Origin of the sequence: Okeania sp. SIO3I5, from assembly GCF_010672085.1 — a bacterium.
GTDB lineage: Bacteria > Cyanobacteriota > Cyanobacteriia > Cyanobacteriales > Microcoleaceae > Trichodesmium.
In genome coordinates this window covers 68,740-86,454 of record NZ_JAAHHT010000013.1, presented here as the reverse complement: position 1 = coordinate 86,454, position 17,715 = coordinate 68,740, and the positions used below count along the sequence as shown (strand labels likewise).

Here is a 17,715-nt window from a genome sequence, read left to right as displayed (position 1 = left end):
TCCTATTTCCCAACTTCTCAATACATGAATCAATTGAAAAAATCTGTATCTTTTACTAAGTCAGAGTTAACTAACTTACTAACTGAAAATGGTATTATTTTTGAGGCAATATAAAATTTGATATTAGAACTTGGTAATGTTTCAATTAACAATTACAACATTGATAATGGTGAGTTGTTAGCCAAACCTATTGTTCAAATTTATGGCAAATTTATTGTTGCAATTCCTGGAATATTGTTAACAGCTACTAGGAATGAATTGATTCGTCTTGCTATTGAGCATGGTGTGAAAAATGAGCTAGTAAAATCTTATAGTACCGCAGTCTGGGATAACATCGAAGATTCACTATTTATATGAAGTAAAAAAATACCTCATTCAACTTTGTTTGACTGGAAAATTTTAAGCAGAAAGTCAAGAAATGAAGGAAGTAATCAGTAAGATAACAACCCAAGCAGGGGAAGACTTCAACAATAAAATAGCTGATTGGTTTGAACAAGATTCAACGCTAATTGTGCATCGAAAGGTTGAAAAAATTGGTGAAATTAAGATTGAGGAAGAAAAAGGAAAACCGTTAGGTGATATAGATGTCTTAGTAGCTGACTCTAAAAATTTATGTATTAAAATGGTTGAATGTAAAAATTTTTCAATGGCTCGCGCTCCACACCAAATGAAAAATGAATTAGACAATTTATTTATAGGAAAAAACAAAGGTAAAAGTCAGAAAAAATCGACTATTGAACATCATCAAGAAAGAGTTAAATGGGTTAATAATCATCTACAAGAAATATTAATCTGGCTTGGTTTAGACCCCAATCTAAATTGGAAAGTTGAAGCAATTATAGTAACAGATGAAGAATTATCTACTCCACACTTAAAGTCTTCACCCATTCCTGTAATTTCATGGGTAGAACTATGTCAAACACGAGAATTAAATTAAAAATACAGCAGAATAACTCAAAATTTTAACTCTAGAAACCTGTTCAATCTCAAATAAAAAATACAATCACAACAATACATATAAAAGGCAAGAAAGGATTCGCAATCTGTAATTAATTTTGTCGCTATTACTTATCAAACGAAATTAACAAAAAAACCTGATAGTTAAATTATAATTGCTTATAGATCAGGAGTTAGAACTTATTCTAGCTCCTAAGCTATCAAAGCTAGCAAGTAGCTAAACTAATCATCCTTTGGGCCAAAAACCATCTGCACCACCATTTGTGTTCCACCTTGTTCATGATATCTATCAGCCCAATGTCTAATTATTTCATCTAACTCTTCTTTAGCCTGTTCAAAGCGATCGGGAGAAATATCAAACTCCTCTAAAATACGCATTACTTTATTATTATTATTTTCTGCCCAGTCCTTCATCAAACGGAAATAGCGAGCTGTATCCTCAACCATTATATAAGTCCGTTCCTCTTGATCCTCTGGAGAATAAGAAGAACGAGTCAGAGCATAAAAAGGCATTCCCCAAGGAGAATCTATCTTAGTTACCGTACCAGAATAAATTAAACGGCGCTTAATATGTTCTGCCAAAGCTTCACTCAAAGGCATCCGGCGTTCAGGTGGTAAATCTTCCTGAGAACGCCTGTGCAAGAACTCAATTAATTCCATGAACTGAAAGGAATTAATCAATCTAGCATCAGGCATATTTGAAGGAAGTTTAGTTTCTATATATCGCCTCTCCTCTTTGGTAAGATTGGTACTAGGAAGGCGAGGACGGCCAGGAGTCCAGGGATATTGTTCTAACCATACATAGGGAAATTGAATCAAGTACCGAGGTTCTTGAGAACCTAACATTTTTAGCAGTTTGCCCTTTGTTAGTGCTTCTTCTACTTCCTGGACAATCACTTTAACCCGTTTAGGTTCGATATGATGCAGATGTCCAGTCATACGCAGATTTTGACCTTGTTCAACATAGGTCATATAAATCGCACACTTAGCTGCCGTGGCCGCTGCATCTAAAAAAGCACCATGACGATGCCCACTCGTCCTCATGGCACTAAACGCTAGATATAACATAATCTGATCCATAGCACTTGGGCTAAGGCTATTAATCAGATCGCTATCGGTCTTCATCAGATCGCTATCGGTCTTCATCATAATACCCAAAATAACAAAAATGAGGCGGCATATTATCATCCTCCATTAAGAATGAAAAATATGCTGACTATGATAATATTTTAATGCCAGAAAATCAGTTAGCTATAAATTCTATATCAACCAATATATCTCTTTTGAGAATTTTTTGCATTTGGCGTTGGAACAATCAAACAAATTCGGCTTGCCAATAGTTTGTTATCTTAGTAGATTTTTACACCATTCTTAGAAACCTACGATTATCTACATAAATCTATGATTTTCTATAAATAATCTTTTCTCCCTATTCGACTGGCAATGTTGGCTTGATCCAGTCCACAGGCTTTCAGGGTTGAACTGACCACCATAGCTAGATTAAAACTAGCATTTAAGTCTGGATTTTACAGTTGGAGCGAAAAATTGTTTTTTGCTGTTTATTTGAGTTTAATTCAGCTGGTGAATCCAAGTAACATAAATATAGATAATTGGGAGATTATCATAGATTATAGTCAACAGTTACTAGCCTTCTGTAGTTTTTGATTAGAGATGTATTAATAACTTGATATTCTCATTTCTGAATCCTGGATAATTCTTGGATGGCCGACACAAATTAAAATATTCAAGGGAAATGGAAATATCTGCAATTCAAATTAATTTCCTAACCTCATTATAGTTGATAAAAATATAGTCAAATATGACATATTCTCCTACATTGCAGGTGTTACCCTGACTGGGTGAACTACAACACCACGCCAGTTGCTTCAAGTCGGGGGACCCGCCCAACGCACTGGCTTCTCTATCCCATGGTCAAAGACATTTGGGACTGATGCATCTCATTATGTTCAAAGAACCGTTTACTTTACTCATTGATTAATCCTTTGCTGGCACTGCGATACAAACCTCTTTGTCTTGATGCAGTCCTCATGGGGGGAACCCCCAAGACCGCGCTGCATCGCTTTACTCTTTTTCCTGAAAAGTTGACTCTTATTTTCTGACCTTTTTTGTAAACTGGAATCAAATCATTATCTATAAAACTTGATGCAGAGGTATAAGATTCTTCTGTAATAATCACATTTATTCCTACCATCTCAGCTTTATAAGATAACATTTCTATTAACTTGTTATAGGGGACAGATACAAAATTTTGATTATTTCTTTTCCCTAGATTTATCTTCTGTTTCCAGTCTTCATTATGCCCTATTATCAGAGTTCCTATTTTCTGATTAATTAAAGTATCAATAATCAAACGAGATGCTTTATGAAGATAATCATTGATTTTAAATTCTCTTTGATTGCAAAGCTTTTTTAGTCTCAGACTTGATTGATTTTCCCGGATTTGAGATTGTAGGAGAGCTACTTAACTTTATTATAGTATTGATTAATAGATTTTAACGGTCTGCCATTTATCACTCTTGGGTTTAATTCCGGCTTGATTAAAAGTTAATGTAGCTAAATTGTTTAATCCAATATCAATGCTGGCACAACAATTTTTTTCTAGCTCGTATTGTTTTTTGCATTTTTCATAAATCACTTCAATTACATAATGATTAAGTCTAGGGACGAGACGAACTTGTTTAATTTGTGAAGTAGGTACTAATGTTTTGAGATAAATCCCTGTTTGAGAAGGATTAATAATTCCTTGTTTTAGTTGCCTCTTGCTGATAGCTTGTGTCGTATAAATTATCAGATTTCTTCCCGTTATTTTATTTTTATATCCAGGAAGACGAGGACGAGATTTAAACTTTGATGGATTCTGTTTATAAACTTCGTTCGCGGCTAAAAAGCTTTTCCAGTTTCTATCTAGTATCATCAAGGTTTGTTGAGATACTTTAGCTGGCATTGCTTGATAGTCGGCTTGAGTAGAAAGTCTTTTTTGTAGGTCATAGTAGGATAGATTTTTATTTTCAAATATCAAAGATTGACGAACTAAATAATTAGCATAGTTATAGAGATTTTTCGACAAGAAACACAGTCGATCAATTTCAGCATAAAACCGATGTGTTGGTTGAATAATATGTCTTTCAACTAACCTCATAAATCAAAGGGGTAAAATTACGATTAGGCTCTCTTGAGTTCAGAATTTTTATAATTATTGAGTCAGCAATTCTGAGCCAATTTCATTGTACCATTAAACATTAGGTCGAGAGTTATTACATTTTGTCAAATACTTAGTAGCTATGCTTGTACAAATCAACCAAGATATTTGACATTATTTGACTACATAAGACTATATTTATGTACAACGTTTATTATACTAACTTTCGCAGTTTGAGGGTTTACCAAAAATCAGGACATTCTAATAAATATAATAATAACACAAACTCACCCGATAAGGGGAGAGGCTTTTAACCTAATTTTTCAGTCACATACTAAAGTACCATTCATCCTACTTGTGCCAGAAGGATAAATGGTTACTATCTTATGTAATTTAAAAAGATAATTTTTCACAATTTTCGATCTATACAATAGAGCAAACATTGTAAATCTAAAGACTCAACCAACTTTGACATTTGGAAGAGGTTTAATGTTTGTTCCGAAACTTAAAAAGTAGGAAACAGTTTTAGCGTCCACTACCACGATGAGGAAAAATATCCTGATCGTCTAATCCAGAAGTAGAAATTGTGTTGACAAATTTATATCCTTTTCGGATACTTCCTCTTTGAGGAGGAGACTTTACATCTCCATGATCGTTCTTAGTATTACCTCTGAAAAATGTTGCAGATAATTCAACTTCATTTCCACTAATTAGAGCTTGGCTACTAGAAGCATTACCAAGTAATAATAAAAAAGAGAAAATGATTGGTGTATAATTGCGCATAGGTTTTATCCGTGTGAGAGTGTCTATTCTCTGATACGGACTTTGAGGGAAAAATCAGGATAGTTAGGAAATAATTTGTCAGTTCAATATATAGGAAAGGATGTAGTGTACAAATATATTAAAGAGGATTTACTGCCGAATCAGATATAAAGTTAGAACTTGAAATTTGCCTACAGATTCTATAATTAGCAAGTAAAATTAAAATTTTATTCCCATAATTATCCGGGTGTTTTTACCCTCACTAATGAATAGAAATATCCAGAAAAGAGGGAGTAGGTTATTTCAGTTATCAGTTATCAGTTATCAGTTATCAGTACCTCTGGCGCTCACCATTGGGATTGAAATACGGAAATTGATTTTTTCTTGGTCGATTGGATATGGCGCCGGTAACCTATCCATCCCATCCTACGGACTGCTCCGCAAACTACCGCTTTTTCATCCCCTTAAAAGGGGAGACGTATATCCTATTTTTTTGGTAAAATAATGAATTTAATTTTTTTGATTATTGGAGATTTCTAATAGTAAATAAGAGTATGAAGAGCTGATTTGTCAACTTCGCTAAAAGTCCTATATTACCTAGCTTTGAGCAATTAGCGGGCTACTTGACGATAACTCCTAAAACCTAAGTATAGGAAGTGATTCAGCGCCTTAATATTGACTTTATAAATCAGCTCTAATACCTGAATGGCCGAAAATATCACTGTTCTATGGCAAAAAATTAAGTTAGACTAGGTGAACAGCTCTGACTTTAACTGATGATTCTATAGAGATTTAAAGTTCATAGCTTTGAAGTGGTTAAATGTTTGACAATATACATTAATTGTTAATTCACAAATACAGGTAAAATATAACTTTAGTAAAAACTTACAAAAATTCAATTCAAATGGAAAAAGGATTTATTCTCTGGTTTACAGGATTAAGTGGAGCTGGTAAAACAACTATCAGCAAAGTTGTGGCAGAAAAATTAAAAGAAAGAGGTAAGAAAGTAGAAATATTAGATGGAGATATAGTCAGAGAAAATTTATCAAAAGGGTTGACTTTTAGTAAAGAAGACCGAGATATAAATGTCCGGCGAATTGGTTTTGTCGCTCATCTCCTAAGTAGGAATGGAGCGGTAGCTATTACTGCAGCAATTAGTCCTTACAAAGGAATACGAAATGAAATTAGAGAAATGGATGGAAATTTTATAGAAGTTTATATAAATGCACCTTTAGAAGTATGTGAACAACGTGACGTTAAAGGGTTATATGCTAAAGCTAGAGCTGGAGAAATTAAAAATTTTACTGGTATTGACGATCCTTATGAAGCACCAGAAAATCCCGAAATTACTTGCTATACAGATAAAGAAACTTTAGACGAAAGCGTAACTCATATAATTAGTAGTCTAGAAAAGTTAGGTTATTTGGTTTAAAAAAAATAGGGGAGATTGAGCAATGAAGCAGTATAAATCCAAAAATAAAGAAGATATCCTCAGCAAAAAATCGTCTTTATTCCAAATTTTAAATTGTGGAACAATGGTTGTACTATACATTTGCTGGGAAGTCTCTTCTGCTGTAAAAGCTCAAACTCTCTCTCAGAAAAGCCAAACAACATTAGAGAACTTAACCTTACCAAAACTAACAGAACCTTGGCCTAAAGGTAAAGAACCACAAACACCTCTCCTACCTCCACCTCCAGAACCAATATTGATTCCTGAACCAGAAACACCTTTGCCAGATTCAAAAGGATACACACTAGGCGCAGGCGATCGCCTTCAAATAGACATCTTCAATGTACCAGAATATAGTGGAAAAAATGGACAACATCAAGTACAAATTGATGGGACTCTCAATCTTCCATTAATAGGTAATGTCTCTGTTCAGGGAATGACTTTAGAGTTAGCCAAAAATTTAATTCAAGAAAAATACGGTGAGTATCTACAAATACCTATAGTTAATCTCAATCTATTAGCAGCACGTCCATTAAAAGTAGCGATCGCTGGAGAAGTTCAACATCCTGGTTCGTACACAATTTCTCCGATAGTTAGTCAAGGGGGTAATAGTGAAAGTAGCACCCAACTACCTACAGTTACTAAAGCATTACAGGTGGCGGGTGGAATAACAACTTCAGCAGACATCAGACAAATCAAAATTCGTCGCCTCCAACTCAATGTCCCAGAACAGATAATCAACATCAATTTATGGGAACTTTTACAAAGTGGCAACTTAGTCCAAGATATTTCTCTGCGGGATGGGGATACTTTATTTGTTCCTAGTATTACAGAAATTAATCCAGTAGAGTCAAATCAACTAGCAAGTGCCAATTTTGCTGGTACTAATACTCAACCTCTTAATATTGCAGTGGTTGGAGAAGTTGCACGTCCTGGTCCATATATATTAGAAACAGATATTGACCAAAGTCAAGTTTTGCCTACGGGAGAAAATTTAGATTCTAGTGAGGCAGATGGTAATATTTTACCGCCTGAGAATACTAGGTTACATACTGTCACTAAGGCTATTAAGATGGCAGGGGGTATTACTTCGGCGGCGGATATTCGGGAAATTAGGGTGCGTCGGTTAACTCGTGCTGGTACTGAGCAAGTTATTAAAGTAAATCTTTGGCAACTTCTTCAAACTGGGGATTTAAGCCAAGATATAGTTTTAGAATCTGGAGATACGATTTATGTGCCAGTTGCAGATGAGGTTAATTTAGATGAGTTAGCTGAAGTTAATGCTTCAAGTTTTTCTCCAGGTAATTTCAAGATTAATGTTATTGGGGAGGTAGTTAAACCTGGAACAATTTTTGTAAGTCCTAATAGTACACTTAATCAAGCTTTATTAGCAGCAGGAGGTTTTAATCCAAGAAGGGCAGAAACAAAGGAAATAGAACTTATTCGTCTTAATCCTAATGGTACAGTTACTAGGCGAAAGGTAGAGATAGATTTTTCGGCAAAAGTTAATGAAGAAACTAATCCAACTTTGCTAAATAATGATGTAATTGTAGTTGGTCGTTCTGGTAGGACAACTTTTACTGATAATGTAGGAGGTGTTCTAGCTCCTTTCAGTCCAATTAATAGAATTTTAGGGATATTTTTTGATATTTTTGATTAATTAATTGAGGGAGTAGGGAGTAGGGAGTAGGGAGGGGAAGTAGCTGCTTACAAGTGTAGGTTTTTTACTTTCTAGTTGTAACAAGACTAAGGAAAAAAAAAGTGCAGGTATTATAGAAGTTGAAAGAATTAGGAATAGGGAAAAATCTGCTATCTTTCTTTAATTTCTCCTTATTGCCAAATCGAAATATATCCTACTTATGTATTTCCTGAATTGAACAATTATCCGCCTACTAAAAAAAGTTGATCAAGCAATATTTGGGGAAGCAGGTATTCTTGAGAATATTAAAAGTCAAAATATGGGTGATATAAAATAAGGAATAGATAGAGAAAAATCTGCTATTCTTGTTGAATTTCCCCCTATTGCCAAATTGAAATATCTCCTACTTATGTTATTTCCCAAATCTACTAATTCTCTGCCTACTAAAAAAAAGTTGAGACAGCAAGATTTTTGGAAACAACTATTTTTGTCTGTTTGTGGAAATTTTCAGCACAAGAGGAATCGACAAAAATCTCTAGCTTAGTATGGTCATCCTAATTTTTACCGAGAAAATTTTGAGCAAATAATCAGGAATTTCAGAGAGTTTGAGAAAGTTGTTTTTCCACGACACAATTATTTTGCTTATGGAAATTTTCAGCACAAGAGGAATAGACAAAAATTTCTAGCTCCCTATGGGAATTATAATTTTACCTAGAAAATTTTGAACAAATAATCAGGAATTTCAGAGATATTGAGAAAGTTTTTTTTCCACGAGACAATTATTCTGCTTGTAGAAATTTTCAGCATAAGAGGAATCGACAAAAATCTCTAGTTCAATATGGTAATTCCAACTTTCCCCTTGAAAATTTTGAGCAAATAATCAGGAATTTTCAAGATATTGGGAAAGTTGCTTTTCCAACACACAATTATTTTGCTTATGGAAATTTTCAGCACAAGAGAAATCGACAAAAATCTCTAGCTCAGTATGGTAATCCTAATTTTTACCGAGAAAATTTTGAGCAAATAATCAGGAATTTTCAAGATATTGGGAAAGTTGCTTTTCCAACACACAATTATTTTGCTTATGGAAATTTTCAGCACAAGAGAAATCGACAAAAATCTCTAGCTCAGTATGGTAATCCTAATTTTTACCGAGAAAATTTTGAGCAAATAATCAGGAATTTCAGAGATATTGAGAAAGTTTTTTTCCACCACACAATTATTCTGCATTGTGGAAATTTTCAGCACAAGAGGAATTGATAAAGTTGCTTTTCCACGACACAATTATTCTACTTGTGGAAATTTTCAGCACAAGAGAAATCGACAAAAATCTCTAGTTCCCTATGGTAATCCTAATTTTTACCGAGAAAATTTTGAGCAAATAATCACGAACTTCCCAGAACTTGAAAAAGTTTTTTTCCATCACACAATTATTCTGCATTGTGGAAATTTTCAGCACAAGAGAAATCGACAAAAATCTCTAGTTCCCTATGGTAATCCTAATTTTTACCGAGAAACTTTTGAGCAAATAATCAGGACATTTCCCAGATACTGAGAAAGTTGTTTTTTACCACACAATCATTCTGTCTGTGAAAATTTTCAGCACAAAAGGAATCGACAAAAATCTCTAGTTCCCTATGGTAATCCTAATTTTTACCGAGAAAATTTTGAGCAAATAATCAGGAATTTCCCAGATACTGAGAAAGTTGTTTTTTACCACACAATCATGTTGTCTGTGAAAATTTTCAGCACAAGAATAATCGACAAAAATCTCTAGATTTTTACCGATAAACTATTGACAAAAATCTCTAGCTCCTTATGGTAATCTCAATTTTTACCGAGAAAATTTTGAGCAAATAATCAGGAATTTCAGAGATATTGAGAAAGTTTTTTTCCATCACACAATTATTCTGCATTGTGGAAATTTTCAGCACAAGAGGAATCGACAAAAATCTCTAGTTCCCTATGGTAATTCTAATTTTTACCGAGAAAATTTTGAGCAAATAATCAGGAATTTCCCAGATATTGAGAAAGTTTTTTTTCCACGAGACAATTATTCTGCTTGTAGAAATTTTCAGCATAAGAGGAATCGACAAAAATCTCTAGCTCCGCATGGTAATTCCAATTTTCCCCTTGAAACTTTTGAGCAAATAATCAGGAATTTCAGAGATATTGAGAAAGTTGTTTTTCCGCCAGACAATCATTCTGTTTGTGGAAACTTTCAGCACAAGAGAAACCGACAAAAATCTCTAGCTCAGTATGGTAATTCCAATTTTCCCCTTGAAACTTTTGAGCAAATAATCAGGAATTTCAGAGATATTGAGAAAGTTGTTTTTCCGCCAGACAATCATTCTGTTTGTGGAAACTTTCAGCACAAGAGAAATCGACAAAAATCTCTAGCTCCGTATGGTAATCCTAATTTTTACCAATAAAATTTTTAGCAGTAGGTTTCAACTTACTTTTAAACTCACAGACCTATAGATAGTTAATTATCAAAATCAGAATCATTACTTGTTTCCCCACCCTCATTAATTAATAATGCCACAGGAAAATGACTTAGCACATCTCTAATCCACAAAGTATCCTCTTGTTCACTTTGTAACTCTTGTTGAGTAATCACATTTTTCCACACTAAAGAAGAACCGGAAGGTAAACCAATTCTAGTTTCATGCCACACTTGTTCTCCTAAAGGATATTCTCCTTCTTGCACCAATTTAGTTAATAACCTAGGAGCAATAATAATAGCCGTACTATCTCCCCATTTTCTGGAGAAAGCAACTATATGATCTTTCAAACTCCCCATAACAATTAACTTTTGGTAATCTCCACGTTGAAATAATTCCACATACTCTCGACGTGCCTGTAAAGTTTGATAAGTTAAAAACATTTTAATCTTACCAGTCTCTGGAGTTTCTAAAAGTTCCTCAATTAATCCCAAAATATTTGATTCAATTTTTGTCTTAATTTCCTGGATAAATTCTACCCTTTTTTCAAAATCAACAGGGCGACGGTTATCAGGATCGACAAGACTCAAATTCCATAATTCTGTACCTTGATAAATATCAGGAACTCCAGGAGAAGTAATCTTCAGAAAAGTTTGAGATAAAGAATTCAAAATTCCATAATTTTGAACCTTACGTTGCAAAGGTCGGAAAGCTGCTAAAAATTCATTTTCTTCTGAATTTTTAAGTAGATGTTCTACAAATTTCAGCAATGAATTTTCATAACCACAATCTGGTCTCAACCAACCAGTATTAACTTTTGCCTCTCGTATTGCTTTAATAATATATTCTTTAATCCTTTCGACAAAAGTTTGATATTCAGTTTCATCAAAAGGAAAAGCTCCCAGTAAAGTTTGATATAAAAAGTATTCATCATTAGGGGAAGGCACATCTAAACCTCCAACACAATCTTTTTGAGGAGCATTAATTTCCTGCCATTTTTTGAGATAACTTTCCCACTCTTCAGGAATTTCTGAAAGTACATTAATTCTAGTTCTGACATCTTCTCCACGTTTTGTATCATGGGTAGAAGTTCCATTCATAGCATGAGGCCAATAAGCAATACGATGTTGATTAAATCCATGAAATTCATCAATTGAAACTCCAAATTTACTGGGAGTTGAACCAACTTCGTTCAGAGAAATAAGGCGATTATAAATATATAAAACAGTATCTTCTACACCCTTTGCCATTAAAGGTCCGGTAAATTGTTGTAAACGCATCACAAAGTGTAGCCATTTATCCTTATCTTCCTGGTTTAAATATTCATCAAATTCTAATAAGAGAAACTTCTCAATGAAATTTAATTCATTCAAAAGTTCATCGATAAAAGTGCGTATTCTTTCTTTGGTTGTAGCAATTACTCCTTGAATACATTCTCGGTCAGCTTTACTTACTCCTTCTTTACTAATGTAAGTTCTGTACACAGGAAATACCGACATAACTTCTACTAAAGCAGCTTTTAAACCAAAAGTCGTAAAATCACTAGCATATCTATATTTACTAGAAATATCCTTCAGTAAGTGAGCTAAATTATCAATATCTCCAGCCAAATGCTTATTAATAATTAGTCTTTGATTTTCATCGACTAGGCGTTCATAATTAGAACTACCTCGAATAAACCGAGAGTAAATTTGATTAAATTCTTGTTCGTTGGAATTATCGCACAATAAACCATTTACATAATTTAAAAAGTCATAACCTGTAGTTCCTTGAACCGGCCAATTAACAGGTAAATCTTCATCAGGTTCGAGAATTTTTTCCACAACAATATATGGAGCATCTGCTTTTTGTCTGAGTCTGTTTAAGTATTGAGCAGGGTCGTATAATCCATCAATATGATCTATTCTCAAACCTGTAAAATTTTGCTCTTTCAACATTTCTAAAATTAGAGCATGGCTAGTATAAAAAACTTTATCGTCTTCTACTCTAACTGAGATTAAATCGTTGACTGTAAAAAACCGTCGATAATTTAATTCTTCATTACCAACCTTCCAGAAAGATAAGCGGAAATATTGATCGGATAATAATTTATCTAACAAGTCAAAACTTTCTGGTTTTCCTGGAACTCCGTTGAAAGTATTGATATTTTCCTCAATGAATTCTTTAATCTCTGAATTTTCATTCCATAACTCCCACAACATCCCTTTAATGAAGCTAATTTGGTCGTATCTTTCTCTACCTTCCGAGCCAGAAGGAATATATTTTAAACTATAAAGAACTCCCTGAAACTTAACAAAATCTGGATTATTTCTGCCTAATTTATTTTTTAACCTGCCTATATCGTAAGTTAAAACCTGAGTATAAGAATCAATTTTGATGGGAAACTGATGATCGTAATAATTAACAGTTAATCCATGTTGAGCATACTGTAGTTGTAACTCTCCACTTTCCAGACAATCTCCATAAAATTTACCTAAAAAAGGAGCTAAAACTCTATCTCTAATACCTTCATAAGGATGATTCCAGTCAATATCAAAATAGTCTCGGAATTGAGATTCAGAACCATTTTCTAAAACATCAATAAGAATATGATTTTGGCTATTAAATGCCATGTGATTTGGCACAATATCCTGTAGCCATCCTATTTCATAATTTTTGATTTCTAAAGCAAGTTCTTCAAATTTTTCTTTACTTCCTAATTCAGGATTAACTTGATTAGGATTAACTACATCATATCCATGGGTACTGCCTGTTTTTGCTTTGAATATGGGAGAGGCATAAATATCAGAAATTCCTAGTTCAGCTAAGTATGGAACGATAACTTTGCCTGCTTCAAAGTCAAAACTAGGACTAAATTGAATTCTATAAGTCGCTACGGGAATTCGCATAAGATTTAAGAGATATAAGTTATGATTGGTTAAGTATAGGAATCCTATTCGAGTTGTAATTATAAGTCAGAATTATGAATTCATAATTTCCTAGATTTTCCGTTAAAATTAACTGCTATCAAAATTTTTACAACCGATTTAGAATTCCTATATTTTATTTTTGTTCTGGTTTATGATTTTACCGTAAACATTCAGCTATCAGGTTTTTAATCAATTAAACAAGCATTTGTTTAACTTCTACTAAATTTTAAAACTAATTCTAATTCTGGAAAATCTCTCAATTGCTTTTTCCTCCTTTAAAAATCATCAAGCTCATAGTTAATAACGCAGTTCCTCTATAAGAGGCTAGCTGACCGCTGTTTGGGCAACATTTCCTGCGAAATACTTATATCAAGTCTCATTAATTAGCCATAATAAAAATCTTCTTCTCTCCAAGCGAAAATCTTTTTCGCTCCCTACTCTTTACTCCCTACTCTCTAAATTTTTTATTCTGGTTATTCAAAGAGACATGATATTACATCTTATATCATTTCTTCACGAAGTTGCGATTAATAAAAGATAATAGCTATTAGTAAAATTCAGGTCTGGGTTATTTCAGTTATCAGTTATCAGTGAACCTCCGACTTTAGTCGGAGGCTGGAAATACTGAATTAAATATTTTTTTCATCCCCTTAAAAGGGGAGGCTTTAGACCTCATTTTTTGGTAAAAATTATTAAGGGCATTGTTAAAAAGAAATAGTATTACCCTTTAACAGATCAAAGGGCTATAACCCATAGACTAATACCTAACAGAGCCAACATAAAACAAGTTTCACTAATCAAAAAAACTGATGTTTGGTAGATAAATTTAAGTTTAGAGAATAAGTCAATTCCTGAGTTTAAAACTGACAATATTCAACCTATTTGGGAAAACTCTTTATGTTTATATCCTGTACTAGAAAAAGATATTTATCTAGCCACATCAGAAAGAAGTAAATTATTTTCTCTTCAACATTTAAGAATAAATCAAGACAAACTAACAAAAGCTTATCAAGGCAAGAAAAACGCAAGCATGGTATTCATTAATGGATAATGGATAATTACCTCTCCCCCAAAGAGAAAGGATTGACGCGGTAGGGAAAAAATTTATTTCTCTTGGTCGATGAAAGAAGAGGATTGAGCTAAAAGAATTTTTTTCTTTTCTTGGTTGATTGGATATGCCGAGGAGACCTCGGCATCCTATCCTTCGGAATGCTCGGCAAACAACCGCTTTTTTCTCCATGAATTGAAAGGGTTTATACCTTAATTTTTTGGTAAATATTTTCAGTACAAAACAGCTTACAAATTAATTCAAACAAGTCATTTCAATTATCAGTTAATCAGTTAGCCTCCTGCGGAGGAACTACGTTAAAATTTATCAGTACGTCCGACTGAAGTCGGAAGCTTGAAATACTGAGTTGAATATTTTTTTTATCCCTTTAAAAGAGAAGGCTTAAGACCTCCTAGTTTTAGTAAAAAAAGTATTTTTCAATAAGAAAATAAATTTAACAGGTTTAACTCGCAGAAATAAAGCTAAACAAGATAAAGATGAGAAATATTTACCTAATGATCAATCTCCAAGTCTGGGTTAAATAAATCTTGGGAAGATGCTGCATTTTTTTAACTCTTTAACAGAGTAGATGCTGTTGCCGAAAAAGCAAACGACCTGTAGGTAAGTCACTTAACTCATGGCAGTTTTTAATAGAAGAAACAAATTTACTGTTAACTGTTAACTGGTAACTGATAACTGACATAAGCCTATCCCTGATAAACAGCAAAACTTAAAGGATTAATTGTCACAGTTTGTCCAGATAACAATTTTTCAGGTAAAACAGCACCATTTCCCATCCATTCTTGGTCGGAGGAATTAAGTAGCTTTTGCCAATTTCCTTCAGGTAGCTTAGGTTCAAATGTGACAGACTGCTTTTCAAAATTCATCACGCTTAATACACCACTTTTTTCTTCCCACCTGTGAAGCAGTAAAACATTTTTCTCAGCATAACTATAGACCTCAGTTTGAGTTTTATCTAATTTAGCTAATGCCGGAATTTTTTTCCGTAGCTCAATTAACCTTTTATAGAAAGAACGCAAAATTTTATATTTCCCTTCCCTAGATTTTTCCCAATTCAGTTTAGACTCCATAAATACTTTCTCTCCTTGAGGATCTGGCACCTCTCCAGACCAATTGAAAGACTTAAATTCTTCTGCCCTGCCTTTTCTCACTGCTTCAACTAAGTTAGGATCTCCATGACTAACAAAATACATAAAAGGATTTTCTTCTCCATACTCTTCTCCCATAAATAACATTGGTACATAAGGAGAAATTAAAAATGCTCCTGCTGCTAATTTTAATCCTTCAAAATTTACTAATGCTGATAATCTTTCCCCGATTAACCTATTACCTATTTGGTCGTGGTTTTGAATACAAACTACAAATTTTTCTCCCGCAAAACCTAGAGTCGAATTACCATGATTTCTCTGACGGTGAGGCGAATATTCTCCAGTATAAACATATCCTTCTTTGTAAGATTTTTTCAGAGATTCTATACTCTTAAAATCAGAATAATATCCAGAACTTTCTCCTGTTAAAAGACTGTGCAAAGAGTGGTGAAAATCATCGCACCATTGAGCATCGTGACCAAAACCTCCTTGTTCTTTTGAACGTAAAACTCGCACATCATTTAAGTCACTTTCCGCAATTAAATAACGCTTCCTTCCATCACTTTTACTAAACTCTTCTACCCTCGCAGCTAACTGTTGTAAAAATGGTTCGGCACTCATATCATAAATGGCATGAACAGCATCCAAACGTAAACCATCAATATGATATTTATCTAACCAATACAAAGTATTTTCAATAAAAAAATTACGGACTTCATTACTATATGCGTCGTCAAAATTAACAGCATTTCCCCAGGGAGTATGATACTTATCGGTAAAATAGGGACCATAATCCCAGAGATAATTTCCTTCTGGACCAAAATGATTATAAACAACGTCCAAAATTACAGAAATGCCAATTTGATGACAAGCATTAACAAGTTCCTTTAGACCATCCGGCCCACCATAAGAATGTTGGACTCCATAAAGATAAACTCCATCGTAGCCCCAGTTGCGATCGCCTGGAAATTGGGCTACGGGCATTATTTCTATAGTGTTTATCCCTAAATCTTTTAATTCTGGCAACCTGGGAATAATTGCTCCAAAAGTTCCTTCAGGAGTAAAAGTACCGACATGAAGTTCATAGATAATCATTTCTGCCAAAGGGATGCCTTGCCAAGAAGTATCATTCCAGGTAAATTGTAGATGGTCTACTATTTTAGAAGGACCATGTACTCCTTGGGGTTGCCAGTTAGAGGCAGGGTCTGGTCGGTCAGTTTCTCCGTCTAGTTGGTAAAAGTAGAGAGTTTCCGGGTGAATGTCTTTTGCTTCTCCTTGCCAATATCCCCATTCATCTTTTTGCAGAGCTATTAATTTCTCTTGAGGATGTACAATATGTACAGCTAAATTTTCTCGTAGAGGTGCCCACACAGTAAATTGGCATTTATTTGTTTCTGCTGAAAAATAGCTACCAATTTTCATAAATTGAAATCTCCTTAGACGGTTAAGTTTTCGATCAAATATTATTTGAGAATATATGTTTTTTATGATTATCCAAAAAATTATAATTGAAATTGATGAAATTTGGTTTTCAGTTTCTCGGTCTAATTGCTAAGAGTTAATATTCTAAAATCTAAAAACCCAGACGTTATAGTTATGACTATAGAAAAAGCAACTACAACACAAGCAGCATTTTTACTCAATATTTCCACAGGTAGATTACGAACATTACTGAATGAAGGTCGTGTTCGAGATGCTTACAAAGATGGGAGACGTTGGATGATTCCATTAAACAAACGGGGAATGCCAGAAATTACACCAGGTCGCCGTGGTCCTGAAGGCTCTTGGAATAAAAATAGGCGTACAGCTAATACTTTTGTTCATGTTCTACGAAAGACTATAGATTACAACCGAGATCATGGAACTTCTTATTCAGCACTTGCTGTGAAGGTAGGAGATAAAAAGGATTATTGCCACGCTCTGAAAATCAAAGGACCTTGCCAAATCGTTTATCAACCTCATCAACCTAATAATAGTCAAGCCGGAGGTGCCCGTCTGTGGATTGAAGTAGAACCGGAACATATAGTAGAGCGAGTATATTTTAGTGATGGAGATTATGGTCCTCCTCCGGAAGTGCTTCAGCAGCGGGCAAAAAGGAAAAAGTCGAAAGGTTAAACACTATATATCTGCAACGTTATAGTTTTTCACTACTATATATAGCGTTTTTGGATGAATTTTGAGTAAGATTTGTGGCGATCGCTCATAATCTATAGAACCCATAGAACCCATTTGATATC

13 protein-coding genes are annotated in these 17,715 nt (G+C 33.9%); 6 read left to right on the top strand and 7 right to left on the bottom strand.

All coding sequences use genetic code 11. The features are described from left to right. The first annotated feature begins 117 nt into the window (after positions 1-117). A complete protein-coding gene (locus F6K40_RS04805) occupies positions 118-357 on the top strand; it encodes a hypothetical protein (RefSeq protein ID WP_293132122.1) in 240 nt (79 codons plus the stop codon). Between the two features lie 61 nt (positions 358-418). Next, a complete protein-coding gene (locus F6K40_RS04800; protein WP_293132119.1) occupies positions 419-937 on the top strand; it encodes a hypothetical protein in 519 nt (172 codons plus the stop codon). 242 nt (positions 938-1,179) lie between these two features. On the opposite strand, the gene hetR is transcribed toward F6K40_RS04800, so the two are convergent. The 4 genes from hetR to F6K40_RS04780 all read right to left on the bottom strand — a co-directional run bounded on the left by hetR (position 1,180) and on the right by F6K40_RS04780 (position 4,900). After that, entirely contained in the window at positions 1,180-2,082 is a 903-nt protein-coding gene (gene hetR, locus F6K40_RS04795) for a heterocyst differentiation master regulator HetR (RefSeq protein WP_293132137.1), read from the bottom strand. Between the two features lie 859 nt (positions 2,083-2,941). Continuing rightward, the gene (locus F6K40_RS04790) at positions 2,942-3,358 is read right to left on the bottom strand and encodes an IS200/IS605 family accessory protein TnpB-related protein (protein WP_293132134.1); all 417 of its coding nucleotides are present in this window, start codon (positions 3,356-3,358) and stop codon (positions 2,942-2,944) included. A gap of 102 nt (positions 3,359-3,460) precedes the next feature. Beyond that, on the bottom strand, positions 3,461-4,117 hold the full coding sequence (locus F6K40_RS04785) for a transposase (RefSeq protein WP_293132116.1): 657 nt from the start codon (positions 4,115-4,117) through the stop codon (positions 3,461-3,463). Between the two features lie 525 nt (positions 4,118-4,642). Next, positions 4,643-4,900, bottom strand: a complete 258-nt coding sequence (locus F6K40_RS04780) for a hypothetical protein (protein ID WP_293132113.1) — start codon at positions 4,898-4,900, stop codon at positions 4,643-4,645. An 847-nt stretch (positions 4,901-5,747) separates the two neighbouring features. Between F6K40_RS04780 and cysC the strand changes: the two genes are divergently transcribed. The 3 genes from cysC to F6K40_RS04765 all read left to right on the top strand — a co-directional run bounded on the left by cysC (position 5,748) and on the right by F6K40_RS04765 (position 9,523). Further along, complete coding sequence (gene cysC / locus F6K40_RS04775) at positions 5,748-6,311, top strand: adenylyl-sulfate kinase (protein WP_293132131.1); 564 nt, start codon at positions 5,748-5,750, stop codon at positions 6,309-6,311. Positions 6,312-6,414: 103 nt separating this feature from the next. Then, the gene (locus tag F6K40_RS04770) at positions 6,415-7,989 is read left to right on the top strand and encodes a polysaccharide biosynthesis/export family protein (protein ID WP_293132110.1); all 1,575 of its coding nucleotides are present in this window, start codon (positions 6,415-6,417) and stop codon (positions 7,987-7,989) included. A gap of 1,210 nt (positions 7,990-9,199) precedes the next feature. Beyond that, positions 9,200-9,523 (top strand): hypothetical protein, encoded by a 324-nt coding sequence (locus F6K40_RS04765; RefSeq protein WP_293132107.1) that lies wholly within the window; start codon positions 9,200-9,202, stop codon positions 9,521-9,523. A gap of 930 nt (positions 9,524-10,453) precedes the next feature. On the opposite strand, the gene treY is transcribed toward F6K40_RS04765, so the two are convergent. The 3 genes from treY to treZ form a co-directional block, all read right to left on the bottom strand. After that, the gene (gene treY / locus F6K40_RS04760) at positions 10,454-13,300 is read right to left on the bottom strand and encodes a malto-oligosyltrehalose synthase (RefSeq protein WP_293132104.1); all 2,847 of its coding nucleotides are present in this window, start codon (positions 13,298-13,300) and stop codon (positions 10,454-10,456) included. 1,646 nt (positions 13,301-14,946) lie between these two features. Next, a complete protein-coding gene (locus F6K40_RS04755) occupies positions 14,947-15,072 on the bottom strand; it encodes a hypothetical protein (RefSeq protein WP_293132101.1) in 126 nt (41 codons plus the stop codon). A 4-nt stretch (positions 15,073-15,076) separates the two neighbouring features. Further along, a complete protein-coding gene (gene treZ / locus F6K40_RS04750) occupies positions 15,077-16,900 on the bottom strand; it encodes a malto-oligosyltrehalose trehalohydrolase (RefSeq protein WP_293132098.1) in 1,824 nt (607 codons plus the stop codon). Positions 16,901-17,074: 174 nt separating this feature from the next. Between treZ and F6K40_RS04745 the strand changes: the two genes are divergently transcribed. Next, on the top strand, positions 17,075-17,593 hold the full coding sequence (locus tag F6K40_RS04745) for a MerR family transcriptional regulator (protein WP_293132095.1): 519 nt from the start codon (positions 17,075-17,077) through the stop codon (positions 17,591-17,593). Positions 17,594-17,715: the final 122 nt, after the last annotated feature.